General features: G+C 66.0%; 17 protein-coding genes. 5 read left to right on the top strand and 12 right to left on the bottom strand.

Annotated features, from left to right (window positions below):
• Positions 1-42: 42 nt before the first annotated feature.
• Both ABQF13_RS01245 and ABQF13_RS01240 read right to left on the bottom strand, forming a co-directional pair.
• Positions 43-363, bottom strand: coding sequence for a hypothetical protein (locus ABQF13_RS01245; RefSeq protein ID WP_448391364.1), 321 nt, complete (start codon positions 361-363; stop codon positions 43-45).
• A gap of 198 nt (positions 364-561) precedes the next feature.
• A complete protein-coding gene (locus tag ABQF13_RS01240; RefSeq protein ID WP_448390844.1) occupies positions 562-1,350 on the bottom strand; it encodes a spirocyclase AveC family protein in 789 nt (262 codons plus the stop codon).
• A gap of 205 nt (positions 1,351-1,555) precedes the next feature.
• Between ABQF13_RS01240 and ABQF13_RS01235 the strand changes: the two genes are divergently transcribed.
• On the top strand, positions 1,556-2,194 hold the full coding sequence (locus ABQF13_RS01235; protein WP_448390843.1) for a TetR/AcrR family transcriptional regulator: 639 nt from the start codon (positions 1,556-1,558) through the stop codon (positions 2,192-2,194).
• Here ABQF13_RS01235 and ABQF13_RS01230 read toward each other — a convergent pair.
• The 10 genes from ABQF13_RS01230 to ABQF13_RS01185 all read right to left on the bottom strand — a co-directional run bounded on the left by ABQF13_RS01230 (position 2,191) and on the right by ABQF13_RS01185 (position 13,925).
• Positions 2,191-3,069 carry a mycofactocin-coupled SDR family oxidoreductase gene (locus tag ABQF13_RS01230; protein ID WP_448390841.1) on the bottom strand — a complete coding sequence of 293 codons (879 nt, stop codon included), beginning with the start codon at positions 3,067-3,069 and terminating at the stop codon, positions 2,191-2,193. The genes ABQF13_RS01235 and ABQF13_RS01230 overlap by 4 nt on opposite strands.
• Before the next feature lie 99 nt (positions 3,070-3,168).
• Positions 3,169-4,437, bottom strand: coding sequence for a cytochrome P450 (locus tag ABQF13_RS01225; RefSeq protein ID WP_448390840.1), 1,269 nt, complete (start codon positions 4,435-4,437; stop codon positions 3,169-3,171).
• On the bottom strand, positions 4,434-5,345 hold the full coding sequence (locus tag ABQF13_RS01220; protein WP_448390839.1) for an SDR family NAD(P)-dependent oxidoreductase: 912 nt from the start codon (positions 5,343-5,345) through the stop codon (positions 4,434-4,436). Before ABQF13_RS01220 ends, ABQF13_RS01225 begins: the two co-directional genes overlap by 4 nt.
• Before the next feature lie 65 nt (positions 5,346-5,410).
• Positions 5,411-6,646, bottom strand: a complete 1,236-nt coding sequence (locus ABQF13_RS01215) for a cytochrome P450 (RefSeq protein ID WP_448390838.1) — start codon at positions 6,644-6,646, stop codon at positions 5,411-5,413.
• Positions 6,647-6,656: 10 nt separating this feature from the next.
• Positions 6,657-8,132 carry an aldehyde dehydrogenase family protein gene (locus tag ABQF13_RS01210; RefSeq protein ID WP_448390837.1) on the bottom strand — a complete coding sequence of 492 codons (1,476 nt, stop codon included), beginning with the start codon at positions 8,130-8,132 and terminating at the stop codon, positions 6,657-6,659.
• Positions 8,125-9,003, bottom strand: a complete 879-nt coding sequence (locus ABQF13_RS01205) for an SDR family oxidoreductase (protein WP_448390835.1) — start codon at positions 9,001-9,003, stop codon at positions 8,125-8,127. The genes ABQF13_RS01210 and ABQF13_RS01205 overlap by 8 nt, the downstream gene beginning before the upstream one ends.
• 7 nt (positions 9,004-9,010) lie before the next feature.
• Positions 9,011-10,156 (bottom strand): spirocyclase AveC family protein, encoded by a 1,146-nt coding sequence (locus ABQF13_RS01200; RefSeq protein WP_448390834.1) that lies wholly within the window; start codon positions 10,154-10,156, stop codon positions 9,011-9,013.
• A gap of 6 nt (positions 10,157-10,162) precedes the next feature.
• Positions 10,163-11,275 (bottom strand): ABC transporter substrate-binding protein, encoded by a 1,113-nt coding sequence (locus tag ABQF13_RS01195; protein WP_448390833.1) that lies wholly within the window; start codon positions 11,273-11,275, stop codon positions 10,163-10,165.
• A gap of 62 nt (positions 11,276-11,337) precedes the next feature.
• Positions 11,338-12,144 (bottom strand): CbbQ/NirQ/NorQ/GpvN family protein, encoded by an 807-nt coding sequence (locus tag ABQF13_RS01190; RefSeq protein ID WP_448390832.1) that lies wholly within the window; start codon positions 12,142-12,144, stop codon positions 11,338-11,340.
• 35 nt (positions 12,145-12,179) lie between these two features.
• The gene (locus ABQF13_RS01185) at positions 12,180-13,925 is read right to left on the bottom strand and encodes a nitric oxide reductase activation protein NorD (protein ID WP_448390831.1); all 1,746 of its coding nucleotides are present in this window, start codon (positions 13,923-13,925) and stop codon (positions 12,180-12,182) included.
• Between the two features lie 71 nt (positions 13,926-13,996).
• Between ABQF13_RS01185 and ABQF13_RS01180 the strand changes: the two genes are divergently transcribed.
• The 4 genes from ABQF13_RS01180 to ABQF13_RS01165 all read left to right on the top strand — a co-directional run bounded on the left by ABQF13_RS01180 (position 13,997) and on the right by ABQF13_RS01165 (position 17,661).
• Positions 13,997-14,938, top strand: coding sequence for an SDR family NAD(P)-dependent oxidoreductase (locus ABQF13_RS01180; RefSeq protein WP_448390830.1), 942 nt, complete (start codon positions 13,997-13,999; stop codon positions 14,936-14,938).
• Positions 14,939-15,056: 118 nt separating this feature from the next.
• Positions 15,057-15,704 (top strand): nitroreductase family protein, encoded by a 648-nt coding sequence (locus ABQF13_RS01175; RefSeq protein ID WP_448390829.1) that lies wholly within the window; start codon positions 15,057-15,059, stop codon positions 15,702-15,704.
• A complete protein-coding gene (locus ABQF13_RS01170; protein WP_448390827.1) occupies positions 15,701-16,234 on the top strand; it encodes a nuclear transport factor 2 family protein in 534 nt (177 codons plus the stop codon). The genes ABQF13_RS01175 and ABQF13_RS01170 overlap by 4 nt, the downstream gene beginning before the upstream one ends.
• A gap of 149 nt (positions 16,235-16,383) precedes the next feature.
• Positions 16,384-17,661, top strand: a complete 1,278-nt coding sequence (locus ABQF13_RS01165; protein WP_448390826.1) for a TetR/AcrR family transcriptional regulator — start codon at positions 16,384-16,386, stop codon at positions 17,659-17,661.
• Positions 17,662-17,676: the final 15 nt, after the last annotated feature.

Raw genomic sequence — 17,676 nt, 5'->3', positions numbered from 1 at the left:
GTGACTCCTTGTCCGATCGAAGGCGAGACAACCTTGGAAAGCTCAACGCGGTCCGGTACCGCCACCGCCGCCGGGCCGCCCCGGACGTCCGATGTCGATGGGAGGACGGGGTGGACTCGGGTCGATGATCACGTCGAGGCCCCAGTCGTCGCTGCAGTACCACGGGTCGGCGCAATAGCCCGGATAGACCGGACCCGCCACCGGGGCATCAGGACCGCCGCCGCGCACCGTCCCCTGCGCACACACCGTCGCCGCACCGGCATTCGTGCAGTCGGCGTACGCAGCGGGTGCACCCGCGAAAAGCGTGGCGGACAGCGCCGACAAAGCCACTCCTAGAAACAGATAACGCCGGAACAAACTCATCACGGGGTCCTCCTTTCGCACCTGAAAGGATCCACCTACCGGAGATTACGGCGCTGCGCACTTGGGCAGGGCGCTATTTGACATCTCCCCGACCCGGATCTTTTCGATTGCAAGTTTCGCGATCGAGCCGACCCGCCGGGCGCTACACCGCGTCAGAGCCCGTCGCGCGAAAACCCCGACGGCCCCGGCTATCTCGGGCTATCTCGGCTGGTTCGGGATGCCGGGGAACAGCTGTTCCGACGGTCCAGACGTCACGTACCCGGCGAGCTTGGTCACCAGGTGCGGGGCGAAAACGGCGCCGTAGACGGCGTGTCCGACCAGGACGGCCGCGATGATCGACACGATCGTCGATTGGACCCGGGTCTTGGACACCTTGTCCGCCAACATGTCGATGACGTTGCGGCCTTCGGAGTCGGTCCGGCCGAGCAGATAGGTGAAGACCATCATCTGCACGCCCATCGCGAGCGCGTCGTAGAGGGGGTACTGAAACTTGCTGCCCTCGAACAGTCCGAGCCCGGGAATGATGTAGCCGTAGTAGAAGACACCCATCCGCGGGCCGAAGAACCCGTTGAACAACAGCGCCCAGCAGAACCCGACGACAAGCCCGACGACCAACAGGGTTTGCGGTGCGCGCCACCCGGTCCGGCGGACGAGGCGCCGGCCCAGCGCCGCGCCGATCACCGCGGGCAGCACGAAATAGGCGATGTACCCGATGGGTACCGCCGACGGCAGCCCGCCGCCCCACGTCATGTTCAGCGGCCACCACGAAGGCATGCGTGGCAGCGCCGGCGGGAACTGGGCGTATACCGCCCAGTCGTAGGGCGCCTCGATCCACGAGAACGATATGGCGGAGATGGAGACCAACAGCAGCGGGTGCAGGCGGCCGCGCCGGATGCTCAAGAACACGCCGTAGGCAAGAAACAGGACGCCGCCGACGTAGGCGAACGTCAGACCGGCGATCAGCGCCGGCGTCAGCTCGGTGTTCACCGGCGGTCCTCGTTGGCGTTGCCGCGGGCTTCGGGATCAAAGTAGATCACCAGCCCGAAAATCAGGATGATCAGCCCGAACAGTGTTCCGAGCATGATGAGTTGACCCATGCGTAATAGTGGACACTATTACTTAGGTTTGGTCAAGGACGGTTATCGTTGATGTCGTCAGCCGCTTTCCCGCGCGGTCCAGAAAGTGAGAATCCGTGTCCCAGCGGCGTTCAGCCAAGAAACACGCCCCCAGGCGCCCCCGGGGCGAGGCCCGCAGGCTCCTGCTCGACGCGGCCCGCGAGTTGTTGGCCCGTCGCGACTACCGCGCGACGACGACGCGTGAGATCGCCGAAGCCGCCGGTGTCACCGAGTACCTGTTGTTCCGCCACTTCGGCTCCAAGGCCGGGCTGTTCCGCGAGGCGCTGGTGCTGCCGTTCACGAATTTCGTCGACGACTTCGGCAAGACGTGGCAGGCGGTCAAAGCCGACAAGACCACCGAAGAGGAACTGAGCCGGCAGTTCGTCGGCGAACTCTACGACGTTCTCGTCGAACACCGGGGCCTGTTGCTGACGCTGGTCGCCTCCGACGGGCTCAGCGACGACGAGATCGAAAGCGCGGGTATCGCCGACATCCGACGCGCCCTCACGCTGCTCGGCCAGATCAGCGCGGAGGGGATGCAACTACGCGGAATGCGTTCGGGCCAACCGGATCTGCCCGCCCATTCGACGGTCGCGATGATCGTCGGCATGGTGGCGCTGCGTTCGACCTTCTTCGGCAACCGGCCGCCCTCGCGGGAGGTGATCGTCGACGAGCTCGTGCAAGCAATCCTGCACGGCTTTTTGCACCGGCCCTAGCCGCCGGGCCCGTTGGGCCACTTCAGCAGTGAGCCGGCGTCGACGCGGATGTGCTGTCCGGTGATGTAGCGGCTGTCGTCGCTGGCCAGGAACACCCCGAGGTTGGCCATGTCCTCGGGTTCGATGTACGGGATCGGCATCGCCTGAAAAAGCGTGAAGAGCGGTTCGGCGTCCTCGCGGGTAGGCGTCTTGCCCTCGGCCTTCAGGTCGGGCCGGAACACGCCGTACATGCCCTCGTTCTGCAACAGGTGGGTGTTGCAGTTGGTCGGGTGAATGGCGTTGACGCGAATCATCCTGGGCGCCAAATGAAGACATATCTCGTCGACATACTCCATCACGATGCGCTTGCTCCATCCGTACCCGGCGCCGCCGGGACCCATGTCGGGGCTGGTGGTGGTGCCGCGGATCATGCCCGCGGTCGAGCCGGTGACGATGATCGACGCGCCGTCGGGCAGATGCGGAATCGCCACCGCCACCGTGTTCATCACGCCCAGAAGGTCGACGTCGGAGGCATCGACGAACCCCATCGGATCGGGGTTGCCCATGGCCATCGGCAGGATGCCGGCGTTGGCGACGACGATGTCGATCCTGCCGAGATCCGCCACGCCCACTTCGATCGCCTCACGCAGTTCGTGGCGTTCGCGCACGTCGGCCACCCGCGCGACGACGCGCCTGCCGAGTTCCTTGATCGACCGTTCGGTCTCGGCGAGATCCTCGGGTGTCGCGAGCGGATAGGGGTTGGACGGGATGTCGCGGCAGATGTCGACCGCGATGATGTCCGCGCCTTCCTTGGCCATCGCGATGGAGTGCGCGCGCCCTTGACCGCGCGCCGCGCCCGTGATGAAAGCGACCTTGCCGTCGAGCTTTCCGGTCATGTGCTGTTCCCTTTCTTCTGCCGAGCAGACACTGAGTCGCAGTTTTCGCGGTGCTTTTGTGCGAGTTTGCGTCTGCTCGCGGGTATTTACGCGGCAGATCTAGCCGGTCGGCGTGAACGTGATGTGCAGTTCACTGAGCCCGCGCATGATGAACGTCGGCTCGTAGGTGAAGTTGCGGTCATCCGGCGGGCCGTGGTGCTCGGTGGAGATCGTGATGTCGGTCATCCGGTCGAGGATCCTGTTCAACGAGATCCGCCCCTCGGCGCGTGCCAACGGCGCACCGGGACAGGAATGGACGCCGCGGATGAACGCGATCTGCTCCCGCACATTCGGGCGGTCCACCCGGAACGTGTCGGGGTCGGCGAACTTGCGTTCGTCGCGGTTGCACGCGCCGGGAAGCAACATGACTGTGGTGCCCGCGGGCACGTCGACGTCACCGATCCTTGTGTTGGTGCGTGCCATCCGGAAGTGGGACTTGACCGGGCTTTCCATCCGCAGAGTCTCCTCGAGGAACGCCGGGATCTTGCTGCGGTCCTCGCGCAGTTGCTTCTCGAATCCCGGATTGTCGCCCATGAACCACACGGCCGAACTGACCAGCTTCGTCGTCGTCTCGGTGCCGGCGGCGAACAGGAACGTCGAGAGGTTCATGACGTCCTCGATCTCAGGGGTCGACCCGTCTTCATGCTTGGCCTGCGCCAGTTCCGTCAGCACATCCTGACGCGGCGCACGCCTGCGGTCCTCGATGTAGGAGTAGAACTTGTCGTTGAGCCACTCCAGCGGGTTGTGCGACGTCGGCGCCTCCTTACCCAATTCGCCGACCGTTTCCAGCGCGAAGACCTCCTTGAACTCCTCGTGGTCCTCGATGGGCACACCGAGGAGATCGGCGATGACCAGCAGCGAGAACGGTTTGGCGTAAGCGGCCAAGAACTCGCAGCTGCCCTTCTCGAGGAAGGTGTCGAGTTGCTGGTCGGCCAACCGCCACATGAAGTCTTCGTTCTCCTTCAGGCGCTTGGGCGTGATGAGTTTGTTCAACAGACCCCGCGTGCGGGTGTGCAGCGGCGGATCCTGCGACGTGATGTGTTCAGCCATCGGCACCGCGCCACGGTGTTGCTCGATCAATTCCGAGACGTCGTCAGACTCGCCCGGGCCGAACGGCATCCCGGAGAACGGTCCGGCCACCGAGACGCAGGACGAGAAGCTCAGGTCCTTGTACACCGCCAGCGCCTCTTCATATCCGGTGACGGCCAAGACGTTGAACGGTGTCGCCTGCACCACAGGGCATTTGGATCGCAGATAGTCGAAGTAGGGGTACGGGTCGGGGACGAGGGTTTCGTCGGTGAAGAAGTCGACGGTCTCGAAATCGGTCACAAAACACTCCTGGTTGCTTCGGTCACGTAGGCGTCGTTGACGTTCATGATCTGGTCGAGGTTGTCGGCGATGTCCTCGGCGCTCAGCGACGACTTCCAAATGCCCTGGGTGCGCACGACCGCCAGCCGCGACACACCGCCCATCCCGGCCATCAGCACTTCGCCGGTGAGCTCACACGACTCGTGAGCCAGGAACACCGCTGCGGGAGAGCACAGTTCAGGTGGCATGCCGGCGTTGATCTCGGCCATCGCGTCCTCGGACAGGCTGAACTGCTCGGCCAGCTGCTGCCCCTGCGATGCCGACATCCGCGTGTAGGCGCGCGGCGCCAGCGCGTTGACGCCGATGCCGTGGGCGGCGCCTTCGGTGGCCAGGTTGCGGGTCAGTCCCCAGATCGCGCCCTTGGCCGCCCCGTAGCTGGTCAGTTCCGGGATGCCGCCGAGCATGGCCTCCGAAACGGTGTTGACGATGCGGCCGCGGCCCGCGTCGCGCAGGTGCGGCCACGCCGCCCGCGACAGGAAAAGCGTTCCGAAGAAATGAACGTCGAGCATCGCGCGGATCCGCTCGGTCGGTAGCGTCTCGAACAGATCCGGGTCGTGGATGCCGGCGTTGTTGATCACCGCGTCGATCCGGCCGAATGCGCCGAGCGCGGTCGAAACGATCGCCGCCGCCCCGGCCTCCTCGGCGACCGAGGCGCTGCATGCCACCGCTTTGCCGCCGGACTGCGCGATCTCGGCGACGACGTCGTCGGCCGGTCCCGGCGAACTCGCGCTCCCATCGATCTCGGCTCCGTTGTCGGCGACGACGACGCGGGCGCCCCTGGCGGCCAGCAGCAGTGCGTGGCTGCGGCCGATGCCCCGGCCGGCGCCGGTGACGACAACCACCTTGTCGTCGAAGCGCAGTTCGGTCATTCAGATCTCCTGGTTACCCGCGAGCAGACGTGAAAACCCCCAATAATGCGCTGTATAGGGGGTTTTCACGACTGCTCGCCAGGGTGCGGGTTCGCGTCGAAGACGATCGGCACCGAGGTCGGTGACCGGAACGCCTGACCGCGGATGTAGGGGTCGTCGGCAGCAGGGTCCATCCGCAGGTTGGGCAGGCGGTCCAGCAGCAGGTTGAGCGCCACCCGCATCTCCAGCCGGGCCAGATGCATGCCGAGGCAGACGTGTACGCCGTAGCCCCAGCCGATGTTGGCTTTGGCTTCGCGGAAGATGTCGAACCGATCGGGATGGTCGAAGCGTTCCTCCTGCCGGTTGGCCGCGCCCAGCACCGGCATCACCGAGGAGCCCTCGGGGATCTGCACACCACCGAGTTCCGTGTCGCGGCTGGCCACCCGCGTGATCATGATCAGCGGGGGCTCCCAGCGCACGGCTTCCTCGATCGCCTGCGGTATCAACGACCGGTCGGCGCGCAGGGCCTCGAGTTGTTCGGGGTTGCTCAGCAGGCCGAACAGTAGGTTTCCCAGTGCCCGGTAGGTGGTTTCGACGCCGGCGGGAAGGAGTAGCCGCAGAAACGAGTAGATCTCCTCGTCGGACAGCTTCTCCCCGTCGATCTCGGCCGCCGCCAGGCCGCTGATCAGATCGTCACGAGGCTGTGCGCGACGCGCGGCGAGGATCGGGGCGAAGTACTCGGCGAGCGCTTCGGAGGCTTGGCGGCCACGCTCGGGGTTGACGGTGAACGAGAGCAGCGAGATCGACCACTTCTGAAACTGCGCATAATCCTCTTGCGGCAAGCCGAGCAGCCCCGCGATGATCAGCGTGGGATACGGAAAGGTGAACTCCCTAGCCAGGTCGGCGCTGCCCCGGTCGGCGAAACGGTCGATCAGCGAGTTGCCGATCTTGGTCACCAACGTGTCTTCCCAGCGGGCCAACGCCTTCTGCGAGAACGCCTTTGCGACCAGCGCGCGATGCCTGCCGTGCACGGGTTCGTCCATACCGAGCATCACATGCTTGCCGAACACATCACCGAAGGCCTGGACGATGATCGCCGAGGAAAACGTCTCGTTGTCGCGCAGCATCTGCTGGGCTTCCTCGTAGCGGTACACCATGACGATGGGCTTACCCTCTTGCCCTGGTATGCCGGGGATCTCGATCTTCTGAATGGGCTCTTCGCGGCGCAGCCTGGCCAATTCGGTATAGGGGTCACGCACGTCCCCGGATACGAAGTCGTCGAACTCGCCGAAGTCCTCGAGGTCTTCAAACAACTGCTGCATCGTGTCCTCCTCAGCCGGCGGGGTAGGCGACGGACTTGATCTCGGTGTACTGGTCGAACCCGGCGACACCGTTCTGGCGCCCGATGCCGCTGGCCTTGTATCCGCCGAACGGGGTGTCGGCGCCATAGCCGGCGGTACCGTTCAAACCGATGAAGCCGGCCCGTAGTCGTTTGGCCACCGAAAGCGCGCGGTCCAGAATTCCGGCCATGACGTTGCCGGCCAGACCGTACGGGCTGTCGTTGGCGATGCGCACCGCGTCGTCCTCGTCGTCGAACGGGATCACGGCAAGCACGGGACCGAAGATCTCCTCCTGCGCGATGGTCATCGAGTTGTCGACGTCGGTGAAGAGCGTCGGCTTGACGAAGAATCCCCTGTCCATACCGTCGGGGGCCTCGGCTCCTCCGACCAGCAGTGTCGCGCCTTCCTCGACACCGTTGTCGATGTATCCGCGGATGCGGCTGCGTTGCTTATCGGAAATGACGGGGCCGCAAAGGGTTCCGGGGTCCTGCGGATCGCCGGGCGCGACACCCTCATAGATGCCCTTCAGGATCTCCACGCCTTCGTCGTAGCGTGAACGCGGCAACAGCAGCCGGGTCGGGTTGGCGCAGCCCTGACCCGCGTGCATGCACGGCGCGATGCCCATCATGCAACCGACCGCGAAGTCCGCGTCCTCGAGCACGATGGTCGCCGATTTGCCGCCGAGCTCGAGAAACAGCCGCTTCATCGTCGCGGCACCCTTTTCCATGATCCGCTGCCCGACGACGGTGGATCCGGTGAACGAGATCAGGTCGACCTTCGGCGACAGCGTGAGTTCCTCGCCGACGAAGTGGTCCGAGGCGGTGACGACGTTCACGACGCCCGGTGGGATGTCGGTGTTCTCGGCGATGAGCCGGCCCAACCGGGTGGCGTTGTACGGCGTGTTCGGCGCCGGTTTGAGCACGACGGTGTTTCCGGTGCCGAGCGCCTGACCGATCTTCTGAATAGAGACCTCAAACGGAAAGTTCCACGGCACGATCGCCCCGACCACACCGACGGGCTCCCGCCAGACTTTGCGGGTGGTGTTCACCCCGGTGACCGACACCATCGCATCGCCCAGCGAAGTCTCCCACGGATATTCGTCGATCAGCCGAGCCGGGTACCGCAACGCATCGGACAACGGTGCATCCAGCTGCGGCCCGTGGGTGATCGCGCGCGGGCAACCGACCTCGAGGATGAGCTCCTCGCGCAGCTCCTCCTGCTCCGATTCCAGCGCCTCCTGCAATTGCAGCAGACACCGTTGGCGCAACGCATGGTTGGTCGCCCAGTCGGTGTCGTCGAAGGCGCGGCGCGCGGCGTCGATGGCCCGGTGCATATCGGCCTTCGACGCGTCGGCCACCTCGCCGAGCACCTCTTCGGTCGCCGGGTTGATGTTGGTGAAGGTGCCGGCCTCACCGTCGACGAGCTTGCCGTCGATCATCATCTTCGATTCGAAACGAACGTCAGCCATGGTCTCTACTTCCTCGGAGCGCGCCGAAGCGCGGGATGCCCATCATCAGCCGGATCATCTGGTGCAGTGCCGCAGGCGGCACTACCCGGTTGGCGATCAACAACATCCGTGCGTCGGGCCCCACCGATTTCTTGACGAACGGTTTCGAGCTGTCGAGCGCCTTGGCCAGGCCCGCCGCGAACTTCTCCGGCGATCGTGCGGCCATCCGCATCGCGGCCCGCCCGCGCTTGTCCATCGTGGCGTGATGCGGGGCGTATGGCCCGTCGAGATCGCGGCAGTCGGTGGTTCCCGCGTCGGTGATGATCTCGGTGTCGTAGGTGCCGGTCACCAGGATCGTCACCCCGATGCCGAACGGCGCCACCTCGGCCGCCATCGACTCACCCCAGCGCTCCAACGCGCCTTTGACGGCCGAATACGGTGCGGTCGCGGGCATTCCGCGCACACCGCCCTGACTGGACACCAGCACGATGCGGCCGCGGCCGGCCTCACGCATGGACGGCAGCAGCGCCTTGGTGAACGCAACCGGCCCGAAGATGTTGGTCGCGAACATCTGTTCCCACAAGCTGACCGGGGTCTCTTCGACCATCCCGGCCGCGGAGATCCCGGCGTTGTGCACCAGCGCGTACGGTGCGCCGACGGCCTCGTCGACCGCCTTCGCGGCGGCGGTGATCGATGCGGCATCGGTGAGGTCGAGGGTCACGCCGATCAGGTTCGGATCGTCCGGCGCCGCACCCGTCGCCTCACGCAGGCGTTGCATCCCGGCGTCGATGGACCGCATGGCCGCGACGACGCGCCAGCCCTGCCGGTACAGGTGCGATGCGGACGCCAGCCCGAGGCCCCGGGAGGCGCCCGTGATGACTACGCTGCGCAAGCCCCCATCACCCACTTTGGTTTTCCGGTGCGCACCGGTCACTCTTGGAGCCCAGTTCAACGTCCGGGCGCCCGTCGGGTTGGCCGCTCATCCAGGTCGACATGATCCCGACCGAGTACGGGCCCTCTTGACCGTTCGCCTCGTAAAATCCTTGCGGGTCATAGACCTTGACCTCCGGATACGGCCACGGGCAGGCCACCGAGGTGGAGATCTTGGTGGCCTTCACGACCGCGAACAGCCCGCCGTAGCAGAAGTAGGCGATGTTGAGGATCACGAACATCACGATGAACGTGCCCAGTCTGGGCTTCGTGGGGAAGATCCGGGCACGCTGAGCGAGTTTCTCGGCGACGGATTTGCCCGTGTCGTCGCGGTAGAGCAGCACACCGGCGGGGATCATCACGAACGTCACCGCCACCACTTCCCAGATCAGCGGGAACTGATGGGGTTCGCCCGTGAACACCGACGCCCACGGCGGCACCTGCGAATAGATGTACATGCCGGTACGAACCAGGGTGATCTCGAGCGCCGCGTCGACGATCACGCCGATCGGAAAGATGATGGCCGCCAAGCTGATCAGCGGGTGACGCCACACGAACGAGTCAACTGGCCTGCGCGCCTGCAGTTTGCGCAGAATCCAGATGGCCGGAAAGTAGGGTCCGAGATAGAACATCACGTAGCCGAGCACCACGAACGGCTCGACCGTCGGAGACAACGACACCAGCGGCCAGTCTTCGGGCAGGTGCGCCAGTTCCGGGTTGTAGACCGCGAACGGCGACCAGTTCATGATCGGGTCCTGCCACACGATCAGCGAGGTCACCAGAGCCATCAACAGCGTGGGGTTGTGGGGATTGCGCCGCCAGTGCACCACCCACAGGGTGATGATGACAACCATCGTGACGATGGTGAAGGTCTCGAGTATCACCACCCAGGTCGACGTGCTCCACCCGAACAGCACCTCCACCGGCCGCGGCGCGCCCTCGACGTCCGGGTTGGCGATCCGGGGGGATCCGGGACCTTTGCGGGCGTTGACGCCGAAGAACACCGCCACGGCCAGCAGGGCGGCCACCGAGATCGCCGGCCCGACCCAGGAGCGGTTCGGCTGCTCGTCGGCCGGCTGGGTGGTGGTTTCGGCCTTCGGGGTTTCAGTGGTCATCGGCTTTCACTCCTCACCGAAGCGGTCGACGAGATGGCTGTTGACCCCGTCGGCGTCCAATCGTCGGGCGACCAGATATCCGGCGCCCATCCAGGCGCGGCGCGTCCAATTACCAAAGGACACGCGGGTGCCCGGCGCCCCGGCGGCAGCGGGCAGCATCTTGACGCGTTCCAGCGCTTCCTTCACGCCTCGCGGGCTCAGCGGGTGGGCATCCGCGCATGCCCGCAGCAGTGTCGTGGCGACGTCGCAGTTCACCACGGGCACACAGTATTCCGGCCGGCGGCCGAACTTCTCCTGGTACCTGTCGAGGAACCGCTGACCAACGGGGTTGCCCTCGTCGTACTGGTCGACGCCGGTCCATCCCATGAACGCGTTCCACATGATCGGGTTGACCCACGCGTTCTGGAAGGCCGTGCTGGTGAACCTGGGCGGATCCCAACCGAGCTCTTCGAGGGCTGGGTTGACGAAGACGATGCCGAAGCCGAAACCGGCGTGCACGACGGCCTGCGCCTTGGCTTCGTGCAGGGTGCGCACCGCTCCCGAGACGTCCTGTGCCGTCTGCGCGATCGCCGCCTCGGCGACGATCCGAATTCCCTTGCGGCGACATGCGCTCCGGAAGTTCTTCACATAGGTCTCGCCGACCAGCGACTGCTCCATGAGCACACCCACCTCGGTGTGGCCGCCCTTGGCCAACAGGTCCGCCCAGAAGATCGGTTCGTCGGTCAGCGACCCTTGCGGAAACGAGAAGGTCCACTCGCCCAACCAGGCGTCGCTTCCGGTGACGCTGAGGGCGGGAACCCGGAACCGTTCCTCGATGGCCTCCCGCGTGGGCACGCAGTTGTCGGTGATGTGCGGGCCGAACACCGCGAGACAGCCCTCGTCGACCAGTTCCCCGTACGCGTCGATCACGGCCTTGACCGAACCCTTCGGAAGCCCCTCGACCTCCTTGTAGATGATCTGGATCGGCCGGTCGATCACACCGTTCTCTACCGCGTCGGCGAATACCAGCTCGAAGGGATTGGACAGGTCTTCCTTCATCTCCTGCGGATACGCCTCGGGCAGCTTGAAGTCCATGAGGTACCCGAACTTGATCGGTTCCGCGGTGCTCTCGTAGGACATGCAACCTCCGTCGACGTTCGACCTAATATTTGTTCAGACAGTAGCGATGGCGGCCACCAGGGTCAATCGTTCGGCGACCGGTCGAGCAGGTAGGCGTCGATCATCTCGATCAAGCCGCGGGTCACGCTCGGGTCGTCGGTGAGCGGGCCGGCGATCGCCGCCCGCGCCGCATCCCGTGGCGTGAGCCCCTCGGAGATCAGCCGGCCTGCCGCGATCAGCACTCGCGTGGAGGCGACCTCGCGGAGTCCCCCGGTCTCCAGCCGTCGGATCGCCTGTCCGAGCCGTACGAGCTCGGCGGCGCGGTCATGGTCGATCGCCGCTTCGTTGGCCACGATCTTCTCTTCCACATCGGGTGTCGGGAAGCCGAATTCGATCGCGACCATCCGTTGGCGCGTCGAGTCTTTGAGATCTTTGAGCACGCTTTGATAGCCCGGGTTGTACGAGACGACCAGGCAGAAGCCCGGTGCCGCGTCCAGCGTGACGCCCAGTCGCTCGATCGGCAGTTGCCGCCGGTGATCTGCCAGCGGATGCAGCACGACGGTGGTGTCCTGGCGGGCCTCGACGACCTCGTCCAGATAGCAGATCGCGCCGTCGCGGACTGCGCGGGTCAATGGCCCGTCGACCCACTCGGTGTCGCCGCCGCGCAGCAGGAACCGGCCGACGAGATCGGCGGTGGTCAGGTCGTCGTGGCAGGAGACGGTGACCAGTGGCCGGTCCAGATCGTGTGCCATCGCCTCGACGAAGCGCGTCTTACCGCATCCGGTCGGACCCTTCAGGGCAATCGAGAGACCCTGCTGGTAGGCCGCCTTGAACACCTGTTCCTCGTTGGCGACGGGCACGTAGTACGGGCGCGGCGGCTTCACCTGCATGCTTTCCCTTCGCTCTCACTCGCGTTCCACGGACCCTAACGCGGAACAGATGTTTGGTTCAAGCTTTTGCGGTGGTCGACGCGCCGACGCAGGTCGGCAGTGCGTAACGCCGCGCGGAACAACGGGCCGACCACATCGGCCAGCTGCGTGGGTTTCGGGATGGACGCATGCGCAGCGCTGCCGAACACTCTGGCCAGTTCACCGGAATCGGTGGCGGCGCCGATCGTCAGGCACAGGCAGCCGATGCCTTCCCGCCGGGCCTCCCCCAGCGCCCGTCGCACATCGGCCGCCCCGTACAACCGTTCGTAGCCGTGGTCGTAGGCCAGACCGTCGGACAGCACGACGAGCAGGCGGCGGGAGGTGCCCGCCTTCTCCGTCATCACCGCCGTGCCGTGGCGGATGGCCGCGCCGAGCCGCGAGTAGGCGCCCGGGGTCAGACTGCTCAGGCGCCGCATCACCATCGCGTCGAAGTGGTCCTCAAACCGCTTGACCGGCACCAGGTGCACGGCTGAACGTCCCTGCGACTGAAACGCGTACAGCGCCACACGGTCTCCGAGTTCGTGCAGCGCAATCGTCAGCGCAGCGGCGGCCGCGCGCTGCTGCTCGTGCACGGTCTGCCCGAAAGTTCCCGCCTCCGAGGCGGAACCCGAGACATCGAGCAGGATCAGCACCGCCAGATCACGGCGTCTGCGCAAGCTGTCGAGGTATACGGCCTCGTCGGGCGTCGAACCCGCCAGCGTTTCCACGCGCGCCTCCACCGCGGCGTCGACGTCGATATCATCGCCTTGGGTCTGCCGGTGGCATCGGTCCAGTCCGATGCCGAGCCGGGTCAGCGGTCGCCTCAGCGCGTGCACGTCCGGCCGCGCCAGCACGGGCCCCTTTTCGATCGGGGGATCGATTTCCTGCACCGTGCACCAGTCCGGCCGGTAGCAGCGGCGGCCGACGTCCCACTCGGGATAGGTGCGTCCCTCGGCGCGTTGCACGCCGTCGGCGTCCGCGGCACCGGCCGCCGTGGAGGTCACCGCACCGGCTCCGCGAATACCCTTGCGGGAGCGATGGGTTGGCGTATCGGCGCCCGGTGTGCCACCGTCGGAGAGTCTGCGCACGCTTCGCGTCATCCGCTTCAGCAGCTTGCCGAGTGCCCCGCCGCCGCCGACAGGGCTCGAGAACGGGTCGAACACGTCTTCGGCGTCGGCGCTGTCGTCACCGTCATCATCGAGGTTGGCAAGCGCTTTGTTCGTCTCACGGCGCGCGGCGTGCCCGCTGACCGACTCCGCCTGTGCGACAGCGGCGCGCGTCGCCAATAGCTTCTGGGCCCTGATCACGCCGAAGTCTGCGGGCGGATCAGCGATGTCACGCTGAGTTCCAGCGACCTTGAGCGACCCGGCCGCCGAATCGGCCCGCACCGCCATGTCGAGGTCGAGCAGTGAACGCACACCGAACGGCAGTAGATCGTCGTTCGACGACAGTGCCCGCTGGCCTTCGACCGCGAGATACCGCCGGGCCAGTGCGGGACGCCGGACGAGCCTGCGCACCACGTCGGGCTCCAGGCCGCCGCTGGCCAGCAGCGACGCCTGCACCGCCACCGACTGGAGTTGGCTGGGCGCACTCGCCGTGGGGTCGATGTACACCGTGATGCCGTCGGTCCAGGCCGCCTCGCCCGGGGCTGTCGGCGCGACGGCCACTGTGCGGCCCGCAAGCGCGGAGGCCAGCAACGCCAGGCGCTTGGGGTCACCGGCGTCTTCGCCGGCTGCGCTGTCGGCGGGCACGTTCCCTGCCACCCCGTTTCGTTGACCAAATATCTGTTCCAACGTAAAGTCCGGCGGCACCGCAGTCAATGACCGGAGGCGCGATGATCGATTTCACCGGCCAAGTCGCCGTGGTGACGGGGGCGGGTCGCGGCCTCGGGCGCGTCTACGCGCTCGAGTTGGCAAGGCGCGGTGCGTCCGTCGTGGTCAACGACCTCGGCGGGAGCATGGGCGGCGACGGGGAGGACACCGCGGTCGCCGACCGGGTGGTCGACGAAATCACGGCCGCGGGCGGTGTGGCCGTCGCATCCCATCACTCGGTCGACAGTCCCGCCGGCGGTGCGGCGATCGTGCGGACCGCTGTTGATGCGTTCGGCCGGCTCGACGTCGTGATCAGCAATGCCGGAATCTTCAACGCGATCGCGTTCGACGAATTGACGCCCGAGGACTGGCGGCGCATGCTCTCGGTCCACCTCGACGGCGCCTTCTACCTTGCTCAGCCCGCATACCGAGTGATGAAGGCCCAGGGGTATGGCCGGTTCGTGTTCATCGCCTCGTCGGCGGGAATGTTCGGCCAGCACCTGGAGGCGCATTACGCCGCCGCCAAAGCGGGCATCGTCGGCTTGACCAATGTGATTGCGCTCGAGGGCCACCCGCACGGGATCCGAGCCAACACCGTGCTGCCCTTCGGGCTGTCCAGGATGGTCACCGAGACGCTCGGCGATCCGAAAGCCCTCGAGGACAACGGGTTCTTCGCGGCGATTCGCCCGGAACTGGTCGCGCCGATCGTGGTGTACCTGGCCAGCCGAGCCTGCGAGTTCAGCCATCAGAACTTTTCGGCCTGTGCGGGGCGATTCGCCAGGGTCTTCGTCGGGTTGGGCGAGGGTTGGCTGGCGCCCCGCGGTGGCGATCCGGATGCCGACCCGACCGCCGACGATATCGCCGCACACCTCGCGGAAGTGGCGGCCACAGAACCGTTCACGATCCCCGGGTCGATCTACGACGAGGTCTTCGCGGTGACCCGGCGGCTCGGCGTCACCGGATGAACGTCACTCTTCACCGAAGCGGCCCACCAGGTGGGAGTTTGACGCGTTTGGCATCATTGACCAAAAATCTGTTCCGGATTATGGTATCGGCGCGAACGCCGAGCACAAGGAGCGCGCCATGGACATCGACCGGCTCCTGACGACCACCCGGTCGGCGCGACGATCGCTCGACCTCGACGCGCCGGTGGATCTGCCCGCTGTCGAGGAGTGCCTGCGGATCGGGATGCAGGCCGCCAACGGGTCCAACCAACAGAGCTGGCGTTGGATCGTCGTCGCCGATGAGCGGCTCCGCGCTCGGCTCGCCGAGCTCTACCGCGACGCTTATCTGCAGAGGGTCGGCGGTCAGTTGATCGCCGACCTGCTGCCCGCCGACATGCCGGGCGCCAAGATCATGTCGTCCACCGAATGGCTGGTGGAGAACATGGCGAAGGTTCCGCTGCTCGTAATCCCCTGCTATGAACCGTATCTGCCCCGCATCGACGGCGACGAGTCGTTCTTTCAAGCGACGCTGTACGGCTCGGTCTTTCCTGCTGTGTGGAACTTCGCGCTGGCCCTGCACACCCGCGGATACGGAACCTGCGTGACGACGCTGCACCTGGCTCACGAGGAGGCGGTCCGAGAGATGTTGGCCATACCCGACAGTTACGTGCAGGGCTGCCTGTTGCCGGTCGCTCGGCTGCGGCCCGGAGTCACGTTCGGTCCGGCGCCGCGGCGGCCGATAACCGAAGTGGTCGCCGTGGACACCTGGGCGGGGCCGCCGTTGTGAACGCCAGACTGCGGGAGCTCTGCGATCGCGCGGACATCCTCGACTGCATGCAGCGCTACGCGCGCGGGATGGATCGCCGCGACCGCGACCTGCTGCGCTCGGCCTACCACGACGACGCGGTCGACGAACACATCGGTTTCGTGGGCCCGGTCGACGAGTTCATCGATTGGGCGTTCGCATACCACGGGACGCAGACCCGCTATCAGCACTACCTGTTGAACCACACCGCGGATATCGCGGGCGATCAGGCGCACGCCGAAACGTACTATCTGTTCGTCGGCACCGACCGCGAGCCGTCGAACCATTTGACCGTCAACGGGGGCCGCTACGTCGACCGGCTGGAGCGACGCGACGACCGCTGGGCCATCGTCGCCAGAGTGTGCATCGTCGAGTGGCATACGGAGTCGACGTCGTTGATCACCGACGAGACCATGGGGTTTCTGGCCGACATCATGACCGTCGCCCACGACCGCACCGACACCTCCTACGATCGCCCTCTGACCGTCACCCGCGCCCCTATCGGACCATGACCGCGTTGGGCAGCGCGTCTACCGGCGCATTCGCGGTTGCGAGCACGGTTGCGGCGGTCCCGCTCTGGTAACCTTGACCAAACTTTGGGTCGGTCCGACCAAACCGTTGCACTGGAGCTGAGCTGGGAGGTGTTGTGGGGCGTCCTCGCGTGAAGCCTGACCTCGCGGCACACGCCGGCCACTCCTACGACGACGGCACCCGCAGAACCGAAATCTTACAGACGGCGGCGTCGTTGATCGCCACGTCGGGTCTGCGGACATCACTTCAGGAGATCGCTGACGCCGCCGGCATTCTGCCGGGCAGCCTCTACCACCATTTCGAATCCAAGGAAGCGATCCTTGTCGAGTTGCTTCGGCGTTACCACGACGATCTGGATCGCATCGCCGAACAGGCCCTTAACCGGCTCGACGATCCAGCGCCGTTGTCGGCCTTCGACCGGATCGTGGAGTTGGGCGCGGCGATCGCCCAGTGCGCCGTGACCCACAGCGCGGCGCTGCAGATGACCTTCTACGAGGCGCCGACTTCCAACCCCGAACTGGCCGCCCTGGCCCAGCAGCGCCCGGCGGCGATCCTCGAAGCGATGGTGCAGACGCTGCGGGCGGCCCGGTGGAACGGGTATCTGCGGCCGGACATCGACCTGCCGATCCTCGCCGACCGTATCGTCCAGTCGATGCGTCAGGTCGGACTCGATGTCATCAGGCACAGCGCGGGAGCCGACAAGGCCGCGGCCCTGTTGTGCCGAATCCTGCTGGAGGGATTGGCGACTGTCCCGCCCGCCGACGCCGATCTCGACCGCTCTGCGGCGTTCATCGCCGCCGACGACGCCGTGAAGTGGTGGATCGAGGAGAAGAACGCCGCACCGAACGACAAGGCCGCACACGTACGCGCGGTCGCACGCGCCGAGTTCGGCCGAAAAGGCTACGAGGTCACCACCATCCGCGATATCGCCTCGGCGGCTGGCCTGGGCACCGGAACGGTGTACCGCTTGATCGGCTCCAAAGAGGAGCTGTTGGCGTCGATCATGCAGTCGTTCGGCGAGAAGGTGGCCGAGGTGGGCTGGACCAACGTGCTGCGTTCCGAGGCGTCGGCGATCGAAAAGCTCGACGCGTTGAGCTGGATCCACACCAACGCGCTGGCGCATTTCGGCGACGAGTTCCGGATCCAGCTCGCGTGGATGCGACAGTCGCCACCCGACACACCCAACATCGCGTGGCTGTTCACCAAACGCGTCAGGCAGATGAAATCCCTGCTGGCCGCGGGGGTTCGGTCCGGTGAGATCACCATCGACGGTCCGTCGAACGAGATGCTGGCCCGGATCGTCATCGGCGTCTCGTGGATTCCGGAGAACCTGCTGCATGATCTCGGCACCCGCGCGTCGCAGATCCATGTCCGCGACACGCTTCTGCGCGGGGTCACCGCACGCTAGGAGCACCCCCTCCCA

The sequence above is a fragment of the Mycolicibacterium sp. XJ879 genome, from assembly GCF_053483935.1.
The sequence above is the reverse complement of the archived record's forward strand: the minus strand, read 5'-3'. Positions and strand labels throughout refer to the sequence as shown.